The following is a 16,533-nucleotide window of genomic DNA, read 5'->3' on the forward strand; positions in this document are numbered from 1 at the left end:
GGCGGACATCGTGCCGTATCGCTGTCGTCCGGCATCACCTCGGTCCCACCCTTTGCGAACGGTTTTCGTCAGATGTCCGGAAAGCTCGACCGAAGGGAGGACCCGGGGATCGGATTGGAACCCGGTTCAGGGTGCGTGCTAAGGTTCTCCCCGTTGTCAGCGAGCGCCGCTAGCTCAACTGGCAGAGCAGCGGACTCTTAATCCGCGGGTTCGGGGTTCGAGTCCCTGGCGGCGCACCAACGAGCAAGGCCCTGACTTGGCAGAACTCTGCCGGTCGGGGCCTTCTTCGTGTACCCGGGTAGCGGTTGGTCGCTCGGTGGGTGCTCGGGAGCCGTTGGACCGGGGCGGCGTCGGTGGGACGGCGGTACGACGCCAGCGGTCACCCGAAGATCACACGGGTGTGTTGCCGCTCGTGCATCGCCTCGGGTGTGGATAGGGGTTGGTCGTGCGTAGGTCGGTGCGGGCGATTCTGCTGGACGAGGACGACCGCCTCGTGCTGATCAAGCGGATCAAGTCCGGCCAGGCGCCGTACTGGACGACGCCGGGCGGTGGTGTGGAGTCGACGGATGTCTCCCTGGAGGCGAGGTAGGGGTCTGGCCGCCGCTTTGGGCGGCCAGCCGCAGGACGCGGGTAGCAAGGGTCGTGCGCTGGTCCAGGCACCGCCCAGCCAAGTCATCGGGCCCCGTCGCCCCCGACTGGGCGTCAGGCGAGTGCTTCCGGAGCGCGCCGCCGCCACCAGGTGCTGAAAAGGGTTACGACATTCTCTTTGATCTCGTCCGTGATGATTTCCTGCGTGTCGCCCATGAGCGGCCTGACGGCATGCTTGTAGACCTCCGGGTGGTGTTCGACAGAGGGGCAGGTGAAGGTGGCCAGCATCCGGAGGGCGCGTAGGGTGTCTGTTCCCAAGAGGGGAAAGTGTGCTTCCAGTAGCCTCGTCAGGGCTGACCACACTTTGTCTACGACGATGCGGATGACGGCGTCGGTCACCATCCGGGGCAGCCCCGAATCGAACCGCCGGGACAACGCGTCCTTGATGAACTGCTTGGCGGTATCAGTGAGCAGGTCGAGGGCCTTGTTGATCCTCTCTATCAACTGGATCAAGGCCACCAGTAGGCTGCACCAGGTGTGGTCGGCCAAGCGCTTCTTGACCTCCCTGGCGTCAGACTCGTTCCGGACGAGGCTGTCTACGTCGGCTGAGATCTCGTGCCACGTGTCCCTCATGACGGTTCGGCCGAGGGTGTCGATCCGGCCGAGATCGGATGACACCGGTGCTGGTTCAGCATCGCGTGGCAGTCGGCCGTTGGTCTTCGGCCGACTGTCGGTGGCCCACAAGTAATCGGCAATGTCCAGGCGTGCGAGGTCGAAGTAGATTTGCCGGTTGTTGGCGTTGGATTTCTGGCGTCCGGTCCGTTGGTCTGCTTCTACTTCGTCCTTGAGTTCGCGCCGCCGGTCGTCGCGTCTCTCTGGCCCGTCGGCGGCGAGGTCCGTCCATCCTTGCCAGCCGTGTAGCGAGCCCCCACAGCCGGAGCATGTGCAGCCCGGCCTTTGCGCGTTGGCGCAGTTCGCCCTGTGGGTGTTGGTCATCATCCGCAAGTCGCCGCCCGGTCCGTTGCGCTCAACGTGACTAACCGATCACCCTACGTGGGGCGGTGATGGGTGCCAATGGTCGTACCCAGAACCTGGTGGTTCAACTTCCGGCAATCCGGGCCCCCCGTGGGGGCACAGTTCCTGGTGAGTGCCCCATCGGTCCACTTTGATCGCTGAGCCCTGTCGGATGGCTGATAGACCACATAGGTCGGTCGATGCTGTCTAGGCTCTTGGACGACCGGGGGAGGGTCACATGTCAATGCGTACGGGGACGAGTGCGTTTCTTGCGGTGGTGCTGTCGGTTGTACTGACGGGCTGCGGCGCAGATGGTGAGGCACAACCGTCAGCGGTCGGCCAGAGCCTCTCGCCCGCGACCGCCGCCCCGGCGGCCAGCGAGGCGGCAGCCTCGGGTGAGCCCGAGGCTGCGCCGGTCAATCCCGTCGAGGTGCTCGCCCGCAATACCCAGCGTGCGTATGCGGCGTGTGGCGGCTGCGGAGGCGTACTCGCCCTTTCCGGTGCCGACCTACAGGCGGCGATCGACTCCCTGGTTGCCGAGCACTCCAAGCAGGCCGGCCCGGCGCTGACGCGAAAGAACGCGGAGCTTGCCCTTTACGGTCCGGCTGGGACGACGCCGAAGGTGGCCGGGGACAACGTCCAGGGATACGACGTGTTGTTCTACGACGCGTCGGGCAAGCTCGTGCTGGGACGACAGATCAAGACGTTCGCCGGCAAACCCAACCAGTTTCCGGGCCGACTCAGCGACGCGGGGCCCAACATGCAATACGACGGAGAGCTGCTGGTCCAGGTAGCGCCCGGTGTCGACGCGGCGGCTGTGGAGGGCATGATGAAACGCTTCTGGGGCAACCGCTCTGATGCGCGGTTGGCGACCTATCAGAACATGTGGGTGGCGTTCCGGTCTCCGGACGGAAGGCCGCTGGGCTTGTGGATGCCGGGCGCGCGTGGCATGGGCGTGCCGGGCTGAACGGGGGGACGACCTGTGGGGATTGACGCCAGCCTGTTCTGCCTCTGCCGACGAGTCCGCCTCTTTCTCGGCAAGCCGGTGCGTAACTCGTGGGACGACATCATTTACTTCGCCTACGCGCACCCGAGTATCCCTAAGCACAGTCAGTCGCGGGAGATGTCGGGGGCGTTGTGGAAGATTTTCGCGGAGCATGCCGGTCACCAGTTGCAGGTGATCTACGACTCTCAGCTTGAGTACGACGAGATGTGGGAGCCGCCCGGGTCGCCAGCCACGATCGGCGGCGACGAGCCTGGTGACATCGAGTTTGATGATTACCTTGCCGGTTGGCCCGAGGACGACTTCGCCGACTACCCGAGTAACGGGTGGGATGTGTCGAAGCTCGGCTATCTGGCGTGTTTTCGATGTCGGGAGCGGCTCTGCCTGGGGCAGGCGGTACGCGATGCCGACGGTCGGGTGGTGTTCTTCCATCGTGGTGGTCCGGAGGCTCCGGCGAACTCTCGGCAGCCGGTGCTCAACCGGGCGGTGTGGCGGTTCCTGGCCCGTCACTCCACCCATGAGATACCGATCATCGTGGGCCCACCGTACGACCGGGACATCGACGGTTACGTCGAGATCGGTGGCCAGCGGCCCGATGACCTGTCGTTTGACGACTACCTAACCAACTGGCCCGGGTAGGGATGTCCGCGAGGCCGAGGCCAGCGGGGAGTCACCCGGCGGCGTACCGGCCGGGGGTGACGCCAAGGTAGCGACGGAAGTGCCGGGTCAGGTGGGGCTGGTCGTAGAAGCCGGTCGTGGCGGCGACCTGACTCGCCGGTACGCCCCGCAGCAGCAGCCGCCGGGCCGCGTCGATGCGCCGTCCGGTCAGGTACGCGTGCGGCGCCAGCCCGTACGCGGCGGTGAACGAGCGCACCAGGTGCGCCGAGCTGGCGTCCAGCTCCTGAGCGGCTTCTTCCAGCGTCACTCCGGCCACCGCCCGCTCGTCCAGCAGGCCGCGCAGCCGGCGGGCCAGCGCCGGTTCGGGTCGGTCGATGGGTGCCGGGCGGAGGTGTTGGGCGAGCCCTTCACAAATGAGCGCGAAGCGGCTCTGTGCGGCGAACTCCTCGCCGGGCTGGACCAGCGCCTGGTGCAGTAGGTGTACCCGGTGCCGCAGCACCGGCTCGGTCAGGTTCGGGTCGTCCACGGCCGCGCCGATGAGTCCGGGGTCGAGGATCCAGGGCTCCAGGTAGAGCACCCGTTTGCGGAAGCCTCCGGGGCTCGCCGCCCGGCCATCGTGCGCCACGTCCGGTGGCAGCAGCGTCACTTGGGACTGTAGTACGCCGTGGTGAGTGCGGTGCAGGTCGTACTCGATCATGCCATCGTCCACGATCAGCAGAGTCCAGCAGCCGTGGGTGTGCATCGGGTACGCGTGCCTGGTGAACCGGGCGTGCAGCACCTCGACGATGCCGTCCACCGCCGGCCGCCACGCTGTCACCTGCTGGCCCGCGTCCACGTCACGAATGTACAAGGCCCGTTTACCGCCGTACCGCCGGTCCTGGCCAGCCGGGAGGCCAGGACCCGGCTGCCTGGTGGGCGGCACGGTCAGTTGTCGCGGTCACCTTGCCGACCCGGCTTCGGCCAGGAAGCTGAGCACACGTGGCCCCGCGACCTCTCGGCACTCCTCGAAGTAGGCGTGGCGGGCGCCGGGAATCAGCAGCAGCGTCGCGTTGGGAATGCGCTCGACCAGCAGGCGGGCGTTCTCCACAGGGCTCAGCCGGTCGTCGGTTCCGTGGATGACCAGGGTCGGCGCGGTGATCTGCGGCAGCGAGTCCCACGCGTCGTGCTGGCTGCTGGCGGCCAGATGACGTGCCCGGGCGAATGGTGGCATCGCTGGATCGCCCAGCGTGGTCACCGGTCCAGGATTCGCCGCCAGCCAGGCGGGCGTGTACATCAGGTCGAGGAGCGCGGCGGCGGGCTGGTTCACGGCGAGGGCCCGGCGGACGCTTCGGTCGCGCTCCACCGATTGCGGGCCGCCGGGCGAGGTGCAGCCGAGGACGAGCGCACCCACCCGGTCTGGGTGATCGATGGCCAGCCACTGTGCGACCCGTCCGCCCATCGATGTGCCATACACGTGGGCGCACTCGACGCGCAGTTCGTCGAGCACCGCCCGGACATCGTCGGCGAACCCTCTGGTGCTGTAGGGGATGTTGGGCTTGCCGCTTTCACCGGTGCCCCGGAAGTCGACCGCGATCGTGGTGTACGAGTCGTCGAAGTCGCCGCGTACGCGGTCCCACCAGTGGCGGTTGTTCGCCTGGCCGGAGAGCAGGACGAGCGGGGGCCCGGTTCCTCGCAGGTCGAAAGCGACAGGTGTCCCGTCCGCGGCCATCGCATGGGGCATCAGGCAACCTCCTTCCGATCCGGCCGAGTGGGCGCGGCGAGGCTGACCACGTCGGCCGAGCACGCAGCGTGGACGTGGACCTCGACGCGGCCTCGTCAGTCAGGGTCCGCTGCGGTCTGCGGCATGGTGCGTAGCCGGGTGAGCGGTGACAACGCGACGGCGCACAGCACGAACACCACCGACCCGCCCGTCGAGATCCAGAGAGCCTCGCGCACCCCGACCTCGGCCGCGATGAACCCCGCAACCAGGCCGCCGAGCGCACCGAGCCCGAACATCACGGCGCGTACCGCCGCGTTCATCCGGCCCAGCAGCGACGGAGGCGTGATGTTCTGCCGCACACTCATGATCACGATGTTGACGATCGTCAGCCCGAGCGATCCGAGGAACCACGCGACCGTGTACAGGACGCCCAGCACGAAGGGCGTCCCGTTGGCCGCCGGCAGCAGCACGGTGGGGATGAACGCGACGCAGAGCCCGCCAGCGTAGACACGACCGAGGCGCAGCCGTGTGATCAGCCGTCGACAGACGATCCCGCCGATGATTCCGCCGCACGCCCCGATCGAGAAGGTCAGACCGAGCACCGAGGAGGCGATCTCCCGGTCGCGTACCGCGAACAGGATGAACATCGGCAGCGTGGCGGAGATGAAGAAGTTGGCCAGGCCACCGACCAGGGCGATCCATCGCAGCAGGCGGTCACGGGCGACGAAGCTGAGTCCCTGGGCCAGCTCCGTCCGGATTCGCCGCTTCGCCGTGGCCGGGGGTGGCGTCTCCTCGGTGCGGATGAGTAGCAGCGAGATGACCGAGCCGAGGTAGGTCGCCGCGTTCGCGGCCATCGCGACAGGCGCTGTCAGCAGGTTCACCAGCGATCCGGCCACGCCGGGCCCGGCCGCGTCGGCGGTTGCGGACGTGGCGGCCAGCTTCGAGTTGGCGTCGACGAGGTGGTCCGGATCACGGATCAGCGTGGGAACGAACGACATCCAGCTGATGTCGAACAGCACCGCGGCCATCCCGACGCAAAAGGTGATCATGAGTAGCAGCGGCATGTTCAGGTGACCGAGTCCGGCCAGGACCGGCACCAGCCCGATCAGCACCATGCGGACGACGTTCGCCCCGATCATCGCCGTACGGCGCCGGTAGCGATCGACCCATACTCCGAACAGCGGCCCGAACAGCAGGTACGGCACCATCTGCAGGAATCGAAGGACGCCGAGTTCCTCGGGTCTGGCGTCGAGGGTGAGCACCGCGGTCAGCGGAAGAGCCAGGATGGTGATCTGCGCACCGAACAGCGAGAAGGTCTCGCCGGACCAGAACCTCAGGAAGTCCTTGTTGTGCCACAGGCTCTTCTTGACCGTGGTGTCGCCCGACTTCACATCGTGCCGTGTGGTCACGCCCGGACCTTCTGGGCCGCTGGACACGCCTCGCGTAGTGCCTCCCTGACCTGCTCAACCAGCGCAGCCATGCCCGCGCCGCGCCAGAGCGAGAAATGGTCACCCGGCACCGTCACGGCACGTACGTTCTGCGCCACATCCGTCCACCGCTGGTGGCCGTGTACCGAATCCTCGCCGTCGATGACAAGCAACCGGCCGGGGTATCCGGGCTCGGGCGCGTACCGGTGCAGAGCGTGGACGTTACGCCGGAACACCTCGAATCGGCGATTGAGCGTGTCCGCGTCGAACTCCTCGGGGATCAGGCCGCCGCGGCGCAGTAGCGGCCACGCCTGCGTGACCGGCGCGTCGGCCGGCCAGGCGCGTAGCTCGGCGACCACGCGGTCCTCGACCTGGCCGCCACCGCCCTCCCTGGCCAGATTGATGGCGAACCTGGTGAGGATCTCGCGCGTCGCGGGTACCGCCTCGGTGTGGTGCATGAGCGCGTCGACGAGCACGACGAGCGGCACGGCGATCCCCATCGCCCGCAGCCGCCAAGCCATGGCGTACGCGACCGATCCGCCCATGGACCAGCCGAGCAGACACGCCTCGGACGTCCCACAGTCGTCCGCCACCACGCGGGCGTAGCGGTCCGCGAGGGTGCGCAGATCGGTGGGGGGCAGGTCGTCGCTGTCGTACCCCGGCGCCTCGATGCCCACCACGCGCCGACCGTCGAGCATCCCGGACATAGGTAGGTAGGTGTAGGCGGAGCCGGAGGCTGAGTGTACGCAGTACAGGGGTGATCCGTCGCCGTCGCCGTCGCCGAACGGCACCAGCAGGTCAGCGTCCACTGCCGGACCCTCCCGTGGCCTTCGCCGCCCGCGTCAGGACCAGCCGGTCCACCTCGGCTGCGACCGAGCGCACCGACGCGTCGGCGAACATCGTTCGCATGCGCAGCTTCACACCGAACTCCTTGCCCAGACGACTGACCACTCGCATCGCCTGTAGTGAGTTGCCGCCGGCAGCGAAGAACGCCACCGTCGCGCTCACCCGGTCGACCTCAAGCACCTCGGCATAGATCCGGGCGATAGCCGTCTCGGTGTCGCCCTCCGGCGCGACGTAGTCCTCCTCGGGATCGACGTCGACCGGGTCCGGCAGCGCCTTGCGGTTCACCTTGCGCGCCGTGGTCAGCGGCAGCTCGTCGAGGAACACCCAGGCGGTCGGAATCATGTAGTCGGGCAGCCGTTCGGCGAGGTGGGCGCGTAGCTCCGTGGCATCCGGCTGCCGGTCGGCGGCGGGAGCGGCGTACCCGACCAGACGCCCCTCGCCCCGGCGATCCGGTCGTAGGGCCACCGCGGCGACGCCGACATCCGGGTGCGACATGAGCGCCGACTCGATCTCTTCCAGCTCGATTCGCAGACCCCGCAACTTGATCTGCCCGTCGGCGCGGCCCAGGAACTCCAGCTGGTAGTCGCTGTTCCAGCGGACGATGTCGCCGCTGCGGTAGACCCGGCTACCGGGTCGGAACGGGTCCTCGACGAACGCGGTTGCGGTCAGCTCCGGCTGGTTCAGGTAGCCGCGGGCCAGGCCCTCCTCACCGCCGATCAGCAGTTCCCCGGGGACACCGCGGGGGACCAGGCGATCGGCCTTGTCGACCACGTACATGCGACGGTCGGTGAAGGGCCTGCCAATCGGTGGCGCGCTGCGAGCGGGCTCGTGCGGGCACTCGTAGGACGTGCAGCCGACCGCGGCCTCGGTAGGGCCGTAGCAGTTGATCAGTCGACGTCCCGGCAGGTTCCACTTGGCGACCATCTCGGCCGGTACCGCCTCACCGCCCGCCATGATCTTCCGCAGCGCCGGGTACGGTCCTGACTCGACCAGCGCCAGCATCGCCGGTGACATGCAGATGTAGGTGACCTTCTGCTGGCGCATGAGCGTGGCGATCCCGGTGGGCGAAGTCCCGGTCTCCTTGTCGACGAGGACCAGACTCGCCCCGGCGGTGAGGCCGGCGAAGATCTCTCCCTGCGACATGTCGAACGTCAGCGCCGCGAGCTGGAGCATCCTGTCGTCGGGCTGGAGATCAAAGACCCGACGGTACGAGGCGATGAACGACTGGAGTGCGCGGTGTTCGATGAGCACACCCTTGGGTTGCCCGGTCGAACCCGAGGTGTACAGGACGTAGGCGAGCGAGTCCCGGCCCACCTCAGTCCAGGGCTGGGCCGCGGCTGCCGCCTCGGCGAACGCCTCCCGTTCCTTGTCGATCTCCACGATCGACCATGGCCCGGTCTCCGGGATCCCGTCCCGGACGCGGGACTGCGTCATGACCACGGGCGCAGCGGTGTCCTTCAGGATGTACTCCAGCCGACCGGCCGGGTGCGAGGGGTCCACGACCGCGAAGGCGGCACCGGCCTTGAGGACGCCGAGCAGCGTGACGAGCGCGTCCAGGTCCCGCTCCACCGCGACGGCGACGACCTGACCCTCACCTACGCCACGGCTGCGCAGGAAGGCGGCGACCTCGAACGCCCTGCGATCCAGCTCGCCGTACGTCAAACTGTCGTCTTCGCACGTTACGGCGAGATGGTTCGGCTGTTCCTGCGCTCGACGGGCGATCGCGACGTGGACCGGCTCGTCGGCGTGGACGAGCATCTCACCTGTGCCGGCTGCCAGCAGCTCCTCAGTCTCCTTCTCGTCCAGCAGTGGCAGTTCCGACACCGGCCGGTCCGGCTGTGCGCACGCCGTGGAGAGCACCTGGGTGAGATGACGGACCAGGGCGTCGATCCGCCAGCCGTCGAAGATGTCGAGGGCATACTCGACGAACACCCGCAACCGCTCCGGCGACTCGACGAACGTCAAGGCCAGGTCGAAACGCGCTCCGAGGGACGGCGCTTCGACAGCCTCCGCGGTCAGTCCGGGCAGGTCCAGACTGGTGCCGGCGGTGTGGTCGGTGAGGAACTGGGCGCAGACCCCGAACAGTGGATTACGGCCCGGGTCGCGGTGCGGGCTGAGACGGTCGACGACACGTTCGAAGGGCACGTCCTGGTTGTCGTATGCGTCGAGCATCGTGTCGGAAACCCGGCCGACGAGCTCGGTGAAGCTGGGATCGTCGTGCAGCGTGGTGCGAAGCACCACCATGTTCGTGAAGTATCCGACCACCTGCTCAAGGTCCGGGTCGGTGCGCCCGAGCGCGGCCGTGCCCAGGCAGATGTCGTCGTGACCGCTGTATCGGCTGAGGACCACGATCAGCGCGGACGACAGAACCGTGAACGGGGACACGCCCTCCCGGTCGACCAGCGTCCGCACGGCCTTGACGAGTCCGACGGGCAGATCGGCTGCCACGGAGGTACCGGCGAAGCTCGGCTCGGCCGGGCGCGGCCGGTCGGTGGGAATCTCCAGTGGGACGGCGCCGTCCAACTGCTGCTGCCAGTACTGGAGCTGCTCCTCCAGCTCACCGTCGTCGAGCGCGGCGCGTTGCGCGGCCGCGAAGTCGACATAGCGGACGACATCGGCCGAGTCGTGCTTGGCCGAGGTCGTCCCGTCGCCGCTGCGGGCGGCGGCGTACGCGTCCGGAAGCTGCCTCAGCAGCAGGCTGGTCGACCATCCGTCGGTGACGATGTGGTGGAAGGCGAGGGACAACACGTGTTCGTCCGGGCCGAGGCGGAACAGTTTGAACCGGTACAGCGGTCCGCCGGTGAGGTCGAACGCCATGGTGGCGTGTTCCCGCAGGCTCTCCGCGAGGGTGGCTTCACGCGACTCGGGAGCTTCGTCGGTCAGATCGCTGACCGGAAGTGGGACATCCGACGGCGGAGCGATCACCATCCCGGGCGTACCGTCGACCGTGGTCACTGTCCCACGCAGCAATTCGTGTCGCCGGACGAGTTCGGTGAGGGCGGTCCTGAGTGCCGCGCTGTCCAGCGGTCCGCGAATCCGATGGGCCACCGCGACGTTGTACGTGGCGAGTCCGGGTGCCAGTTGCTCAAGGAACCACAACTGCTCCTGGCCAACCGAGAGTCGCTCCACTCGAGTACCGGAATCGTCTATCGCCATCGCTGCATCCGCTCCAAACCAATCAGACCGCGGACGGTCCTGTCGGCTCGATCGTGTCGGCTCCCGGCCATCAGGTCTTGTACGTTCTTGATCTGTCCCAAAGGCCACACCCGTGCGCATTTTCTGGGGATATCGGGCCCTACTATGTCGGTGGTCCTGGCGACCCAATGGTGGAGGCGAAACGTGACTAGCAAGATCATGACAATCGGCGCTGCGGCGAATGACCTGCATGAGCGGCGGTTGAAAGCGGTGACCGCCGCCTGCGAGAGGCTCGATGTGCTTCGTGGCACCTCGGCGTCGGCGTCGGCGATGTCCACGGTGGCCGTGCTGCGGGCCCTGGCGTCCGCGGGAAGGCTCGCAGTGAGCGCCGACGACGAGGAGGCAGGACCCTGGACGCTGACCTACACGCCCTCACCGGCCGCGCTCGCCGCAGTGGCCAAGGGGTCGGCGCCGTCCTGGGGCTCGCGGTTGGACGCCAAGCAGCAGAAGGCGCTGCGTCGGGCACCGGGGGCGGTCTTTCACCTGCCGTTCGCCGACCCGGTGACGGGCGCGGCGAGCGGTGGTGCTCTCAGCACCTTCACGACCGACTGGTCGCCGTTCACCGCAGCCTGCGCGGTGGCGGTTCATCCGGACCATGAGGCGCTCGCGGGATCCGAGGTGCAGAGACGGCCGTACTTCAGTGGCCGCTTCGTGCGCCATCCACTGCACGGTGATCTGCTTCCGGTGTGGGTCGCGGACTGGGTCAAGCCCGAGTTCGGCACCGGTGCGGTCATCGTCAACCCGGCGCACTCGGCTGCCGATTTGGAGTTCGCGCTCGCCACCGGGCTGCCGGTCCGGTTCGGCCTCGGGCCGCACGAGCCCAGTGCCGACCCGGCCAGTTGGCTGACGCCACCGATCATCAAGACCGGGAAGGTGGTACGGGCGGGCCGGCACGATGGCCGAAGCCACGAGCAGGCAGTGGACGCCTACCTGAGTGACCTGATGGAGGCCGGGCATGCCGACCGCGCCGAATCCTTCTCGCTCGGCCGGGTACCGCTCGCCGTGCTCAAGGCGGACCCCGCCGGAGACGTCCGTTGGTCGCCCGCGCTGAGGGCGCGTAGCTTCACCGAGTCGACCGGGACGGGCCCGACTTCCTCGGCGTCGCTGCAGGGAACGCCGCTGCTCGACGCGGCGACCGAGTTCGCTGCGGAGGCCCCGGTGATCGTCTGTTCCACGGACGCGGTCGCAACCGACCTGTTGTGGCTGCGTCTGCTGATGTTCGACCTCGATGTCGAGCACCCGCCGGTCCTGGTGGTGCCGGTGGCCCGTGTCGGGTCCGCGCAGAGCGTCGAGCCGCAATGGTTGGACGGTGCGTTGCTCGTCGCCGGCCGACCGGACGAGACGGTCTCGGTGAAGGCCCAGATGGGCGAGCAGATCGGCAGGATCGCGAAGGATCACGCAACGGCGGCGGCCGGCTCCGGTGAGCAGGAAACCGCTCCCTCGCAGGCGGCCGGACAAATCGTCACGGCGCTCTCCGCCGCCGATTTCGCGGCTGCGTTCAAGGCCGTCGGACCAACCGCGAAGACCATCCGCCGTGGCGGCACGATCGGCGAATCCGAGCGCGTGGCGTTCCTGACCGCACTGTTCGTCCTCCTGGGGCTTCCGTTGCCGGAGGGAGTCTCCGCGGACGCGCTGAAGGCAGCGTTCGCGGGGTGACCAGGGCCTGTCCGACGACTCCACGGCCCCGGGCCCGTGCCAACCAGGTCAGTCGGCGAGGACCTTGCGGAAGTCTTGTGCGGGCACGGCCGGACCTTGCGTCGCACTCCGGCCGTCACGTCAAATTCGTACAAGACCGCCGGGTGGCACGCCCGGCATCATCGGCTGGCAACCCGTGACTTCGAGATATCCGGCTCGACACCGTGCTGGGTGAACCCGTGGAGTTCCGCGGTCCGCCTACGCCGATGCCCTCCATCCCCCGGGGAGGGCATCGGCACGGCGCGGTACCTCGGACGTCATCACTGTGGCGATTACCCACAGTCACGCGATGCTGTCTGGGTGTCATATTCATCATTGACGAAGGGTTCGAGGCGTCGTTATCGTAACGGCCCCGGACCCGATTGCGCTTCACGCTGCTGTGAAGACAGACCTGCTCATCGCCTGCCGGCAATGGCGAGATCCGGTTTGACCACCGTCGTCGGGTAGCGGCACCGCCCGACAGATCGCCACCTAGTTACGGGGGTAACTAGTGCCGGTTACGGTGTTTCGTATCCTCGGACCGCTCGACTGTCAGGCGCACGATACGACGATCCGTATCAACGGCGCGAAGCAACAGATCGTCCTGGGGATGCTCCTTCTTGCCGACGGTAAGCCGGTCGCGCTCTCCCGACTCGTCGACGCGGTGTGGAGCGACGTCGCACCGTCGACCGCCTCCAAGCAGATCCGCAACGCGGTGTCACATCTGCGCCATCTGCTGGCGGGTACCGGGGTCACGATTTGTGCGGTCGGCGACGGCTATCAGCTCGACCGCGCGGACGCGACGCTCGACCTCGAGGAGTTCACCCGGCAGGTGGAGCTGGCTGGACTGGAAACCGAGCCGGCGCTCAAGATCAAGGCACTGCGCTCCGCCCTGTCGATCTGGCGCGGACGGGCTCTGGCCGGGCTGACCAGCGCGCCACTGCTGTCCCAGGTCGTCAGCGTTGAGGAACTGCGGCTGACCGTTCTCGAACAATGTTTCAATCTCGAACTGGAGAGCGGCGAAAATACGTCGCTCATCGGCGAGCTGACCAAGGCGGTGGCCGAGAACCCGTTCCGTGAGCGCTTCGTGGCGCAGTTGATGATCGCGTTGTGCCGTTCCGGTGCCCGGGCGGAGGCGTTGAAGGTGTTCGACACCGCCCGCCGTCTCCTACGCGACGAACTGGGTGTGGACCCGGAGCCGCAGTTGCAGGAACTGCACCTGCGGATTCTCGCGAACGGTGTGCCGGCCGACGCCGAGCCGACCGCCGCCGACCCGGTCACCGCCGCGCCGACCGCCGTCGCGCCGGTCGCCGCGTCCGAGCCGGCGTACCCGTGGCACAACCTGCCGGCCGAGGCGGTTCGGCTCACCGGCCGGAAACGGGAAGAAGCCACAGTGGTGCAGGCGCTGCGGCGGCACATCGAAGGGGCGGGTGTGGTGCCAGCGGCCGTCGTCGCGATCGACGGGATGGCGGGTATCGGCAAGACCGCCTTCGCCCTGCACCTGGGTCGGCGGCTCGCGGCGACGTACCCGGACGGTCAGATCTTCGTCGATCTCGGCGCGCACGGCATCGGAGGACGATGGACGGAGGTGTCGTCGGTCCTGTCCATGCTGCTGCGTGTTTCCGGCGTACCCACCGAGTCGATCCCCGCGGATCTGGATGGACGGCGCGCGGCGTGGCACAACCGGCTGCGCGGCAAGCGGGTTCTGGTCATCCTCGACGACGCTGCGAGCACGTCTCACATCACGCCGCTGCTGACCGGCGCGGCCGGATGTCTGACCATCGTGACCAGCCGGCGGCGGCTGCCCAGCCTGCACTCGACCTGTCAGCTATCGCTGTCCGAGTTCTCCATCGCGGCAGGACGGGACCTGTTCAACAGCGTGGTGGGTGACGACCGGCCGCTCGCGGAGACGGCTGCCGTGGACGAGATCCTGCGCCTCTGCGGGCGGCTGCCGCTCGCCATCCGCAGCGCTGCGGTTCGGCTACGCGACCGGACCAGTTGGAGCGTGTCCTACCTGGCCGCGCGGCTCGCGGACAACGAGTCCCGGCTGGCCGAGTTGAACACCGAGAACACCGGGGTGGCCGCCGCCTTCGACATGTCCTTCTATTGGCTCGACCCTGAACACCAGCGGTTGTTCCGGCTGCTCGGGCGCATCGAGGTACAGGACATCGAGCCGGACCAGGTGGCGAGGATGGCAAACCTGTCCGTCTCCCGGGCCGTTCGGCTGCTCGAGGAACTGGTCGATTTCCACCTGCTCAATGCGATAGGTCAGGGCCGCTACCGCATGAACGAGCTCGTTCGTGCTTACTGCCTGCAACTGACCTGATCCGGCACTGACTCACCATCTAGTCCCGGCTCGTCCAGTAGGCGGGACTCTCGTATTCGCGCAGCCCTGTCAGATCCACCTCGCGGGCTGCCCATCGTCGCTGCGGGTTACCGAGGCACGACTCACGGGGAATTGCCGAGGACCGCCCGAGGACGGCACTGTCTACGTTTTCAGCACCGGCTGATCCAGGCTTCCGGAACCTTCGGATCAGCCGCTCCAGTAACAATCAGCACAAGCGAGCAGGTTGGGAGTTGACAGTGTCCGCGCCACTCGCCCCGCCTTTCCGAAATCCGGCCGTTGAAGTTCTCGACGCCACCCTCCGCGAAGGCTCCTACGCGGTGAACTTCCAGATGGACGAAAATTTCGTAGCGTCCCTTCTGCGCCGCCTGGACAGTACGCCCATCCAAAAGATCGAAATCGGACACGGCATCGGATTCGAAGCCGAGCGGGCCGGATTCACGGCCAGCAACATCAAGCTGGACCGGTGGTGCGAAATTGCCCGGTCCAACCTCACCTCGTCCTCGTGGGGCATGTTCTCCCAACCGGAGTTCAGTCGGCTGTCGACCCTGACTGATCTATGTGACCAGGGTATGTCCTTCGTCCGGCTCGGCATGGAGGCCAGCCAGGTCGCGGACAACCTGAACTATATCGAGCAGGCGGTCGAAATCTGTGACGAGGTCTATCTCAACCTCATGAAGTCTAGTGCCACTCCCGCATCCGAGATACCCAAGATGCTGAGCGGAATCCCGTCGGGATTGGCCGGTTTGTACATCGTGGACTCCTATGGCTCAATGCTGCCGAACGATGTCAAGGAGTACATCCACGTCGTGAAGGACCTGTGCCCAGTGATCGGCTTTCATGGTCACGACAACCTCGGTCTGGCGAACGCGAACAGCATTGCCGCGCTGGAAACAGGTGCGGTGATTGTCGACGGTACGCTGGACGGGATCGGCCGTGGCGCAGGCAATGCGGAGACCGAGTCACTCGCCGGCATTATGAGCATCCTCGGCGAGGACAAGTACTCCTACCAGGAGTTGGCGCGTATCGCAGGATACTGCCGAACCAGCCTCGAACCACTCCCGGAGAACCGGAACCTACAGGTGCTCGGCGGCGTGATCGGGGTGCACTCCGGCTACTTCCCATTCATCGAGAAGATTTGCGCGGAGCACGGCCTGGAGCCGGCGATCCTGATGGAAAAGGCCGCTGGACTGGCTCAGCGCAGTATCCACAAGAACGATATCCGTGAGGCGGCGGATCAGATGGTCAGCTCCATTGAGGCCGCCATGAAGTCCCTGGACGCCCCGGTCACTGGAGGTGCCCGATGAGGCTGGCCCGATTCGCTGTCGAGGGCGGCTACCAGATCTTCGCCAGCCGAGGTGACGGCGGCTGGGTGCCACTGTCCGGCGTCCAGGGGCTGCTCATGAACGATCTACTGGAGTCCCACCGAACGACGATCGCGGACCAGATCAGCGCCGCGCGGGCCACCAGCCGCACGCTCGAGAATGCCGCCACCATCATGGACAGCGGCGATATCTGGGGTGCGGGGCTGAACTACCGGGGCCATTCCGCCGACCTGAACGCACCGCAGCCGGCATCCGGCCCCGGATCCTATCTGCGGCCGCGTAGCTGTCTCATCGGCAACGGCCAGCAGATCTCGCTCCCCTCCCAGAGCAAGCGCGTGACCGCCGAGGCGGAACTGGGCCTCATCGTGGGCAAGACCTGCAAGAACGTAAGCCGCGACAGATGGCGTTCGGTCATCGTCGGGGTCACCGCCGTCCTCGACATGACGGCAGAGGACGTGATTCGGGAGAACCCGCGGTACATCCCCTGGGCCAAGGGATTCGACACCTTCTGCAGCGTGGGGCCGCAGCTGGTGACCTTGGACGAGTTCGATGACGCCGCTCTCCAGGCCATTCGCGTATCGACGGTACGCAACGGTGAGGTCATCGCCACCGCCACCGTATCCGACATGAAGTACGACCTAGGGTACCTGGTCGAGTACTTCACCGCCGGCCGCACCATCGCCCCGGGAACCGTGATCTGCACCGGTACGCCGGGAGCTGCGGTGATTTCCCCGGGCGACGTGATAAAGGCCGTCGTCGACGGCGTTGGCACTCTCTCACACACCGTGGCATGAGGGCTG

The 16,533-nt window shown here is 67.2% G+C and carries 12 protein-coding genes, 1 tRNA gene and 1 pseudogene; 8 read left to right on the forward strand and 6 right to left on the reverse strand.

Annotated elements, in window-relative coordinates; all coding sequences use genetic code 11:
* The first annotated feature begins 163 nt into the window (after window positions 1–163).
* Together ACLQ2S_RS03300 and ACLQ2S_RS03305 are read left to right on the forward strand one after the other, a co-directional pair.
* A tRNA-Lys gene (locus ACLQ2S_RS03300) sits at window positions 164–239 on the forward strand.
* A gap of 218 nt (window positions 240–457) precedes the next feature.
* Window positions 458–583, forward strand: a pseudogene (locus ACLQ2S_RS03305) (NUDIX domain-containing protein); the annotation flags it as partial.
* Between the two features lie 119 nt (window positions 584–702).
* Here ACLQ2S_RS03305 and ACLQ2S_RS03310 read toward each other — a convergent pair.
* Window positions 703–1,584, reverse strand: a complete 882-nt coding sequence (locus tag ACLQ2S_RS03310; protein WP_425701079.1) for a hypothetical protein — start codon at window positions 1,582–1,584, stop codon at window positions 703–705.
* Between the two features lie 256 nt (window positions 1,585–1,840).
* Between ACLQ2S_RS03310 and ACLQ2S_RS03315 the strand changes: the two genes are divergently transcribed.
* The gene (locus ACLQ2S_RS03315) at window positions 1,841–2,569 is read left to right on the forward strand and encodes a hypothetical protein (RefSeq protein ID WP_425701080.1); all 729 of its coding nucleotides are present in this window, start codon (window positions 1,841–1,843) and stop codon (window positions 2,567–2,569) included.
* A 15-nt stretch (window positions 2,570–2,584) separates the two neighbouring features.
* Entirely contained in the window at window positions 2,585–3,244 is a 660-nt protein-coding gene (locus ACLQ2S_RS03320; RefSeq protein WP_425701081.1) for a hypothetical protein, read from the forward strand.
* A gap of 31 nt (window positions 3,245–3,275) precedes the next feature.
* Here the strand turns inward: ACLQ2S_RS03320 and ACLQ2S_RS03325 are convergent, their stop codons facing one another.
* The 5 genes from ACLQ2S_RS03325 to ACLQ2S_RS03345 all read right to left on the reverse strand — a co-directional run bounded on the left by ACLQ2S_RS03325 (window position 3,276) and on the right by ACLQ2S_RS03345 (window position 10,324).
* A complete protein-coding gene (locus tag ACLQ2S_RS03325) occupies window positions 3,276–4,058 on the reverse strand; it encodes a helix-turn-helix domain-containing protein (RefSeq protein ID WP_309222915.1) in 783 nt (260 codons plus the stop codon).
* A 102-nt stretch (window positions 4,059–4,160) separates the two neighbouring features.
* Complete coding sequence (locus ACLQ2S_RS03330) at window positions 4,161–4,943, reverse strand: alpha/beta fold hydrolase (protein WP_425701082.1); 783 nt, start codon at window positions 4,941–4,943, stop codon at window positions 4,161–4,163.
* 95 nt (window positions 4,944–5,038) lie between these two features.
* Window positions 5,039–6,331 (reverse strand): MFS transporter, encoded by a 1,293-nt coding sequence (locus ACLQ2S_RS03335; protein WP_309222914.1) that lies wholly within the window; start codon window positions 6,329–6,331, stop codon window positions 5,039–5,041.
* Window positions 6,328–7,158, reverse strand: coding sequence for an alpha/beta fold hydrolase (locus tag ACLQ2S_RS03340; RefSeq protein ID WP_425701083.1), 831 nt, complete (start codon window positions 7,156–7,158; stop codon window positions 6,328–6,330). Before ACLQ2S_RS03340 ends, ACLQ2S_RS03335 begins: the two co-directional genes overlap by 4 nt.
* On the reverse strand, window positions 7,148–10,324 hold the full coding sequence (locus tag ACLQ2S_RS03345) for a non-ribosomal peptide synthetase (protein WP_425701084.1): 3,177 nt from the start codon (window positions 10,322–10,324) through the stop codon (window positions 7,148–7,150). The genes ACLQ2S_RS03340 and ACLQ2S_RS03345 overlap by 11 nt, the downstream gene beginning before the upstream one ends.
* Window positions 10,325–10,495: 171 nt before the next feature.
* Here ACLQ2S_RS03345 and ACLQ2S_RS03350 point away from each other — a divergent pair, with 171 nt between their 5' ends.
* From ACLQ2S_RS03350 to ACLQ2S_RS03365, 4 genes are all read left to right on the forward strand, one after another.
* Window positions 10,496–12,046, forward strand: a complete 1,551-nt coding sequence (locus ACLQ2S_RS03350; protein WP_425701085.1) for a hypothetical protein — start codon at window positions 10,496–10,498, stop codon at window positions 12,044–12,046.
* A gap of 628 nt (window positions 12,047–12,674) precedes the next feature.
* Entirely contained in the window at window positions 12,675–14,390 is a 1,716-nt protein-coding gene (locus ACLQ2S_RS03355; protein ID WP_425701086.1) for a BTAD domain-containing putative transcriptional regulator, read from the forward strand.
* Between the two features lie 257 nt (window positions 14,391–14,647).
* Window positions 14,648–15,715 (forward strand): hypothetical protein, encoded by a 1,068-nt coding sequence (locus tag ACLQ2S_RS03360; RefSeq protein ID WP_425701087.1) that lies wholly within the window; start codon window positions 14,648–14,650, stop codon window positions 15,713–15,715.
* Complete coding sequence (locus ACLQ2S_RS03365; RefSeq protein WP_425701088.1) at window positions 15,712–16,527, forward strand: fumarylacetoacetate hydrolase family protein; 816 nt, start codon at window positions 15,712–15,714, stop codon at window positions 16,525–16,527. Before ACLQ2S_RS03360 ends, ACLQ2S_RS03365 begins: the two co-directional genes overlap by 4 nt.
* Window positions 16,528–16,533 lie beyond the last annotated feature (6 nt).

The organism is Micromonospora sp. DT48 (assembly GCF_049844495.1).
Lineage (GTDB): Bacteria > Actinomycetota > Actinomycetes > Mycobacteriales > Micromonosporaceae > Micromonospora.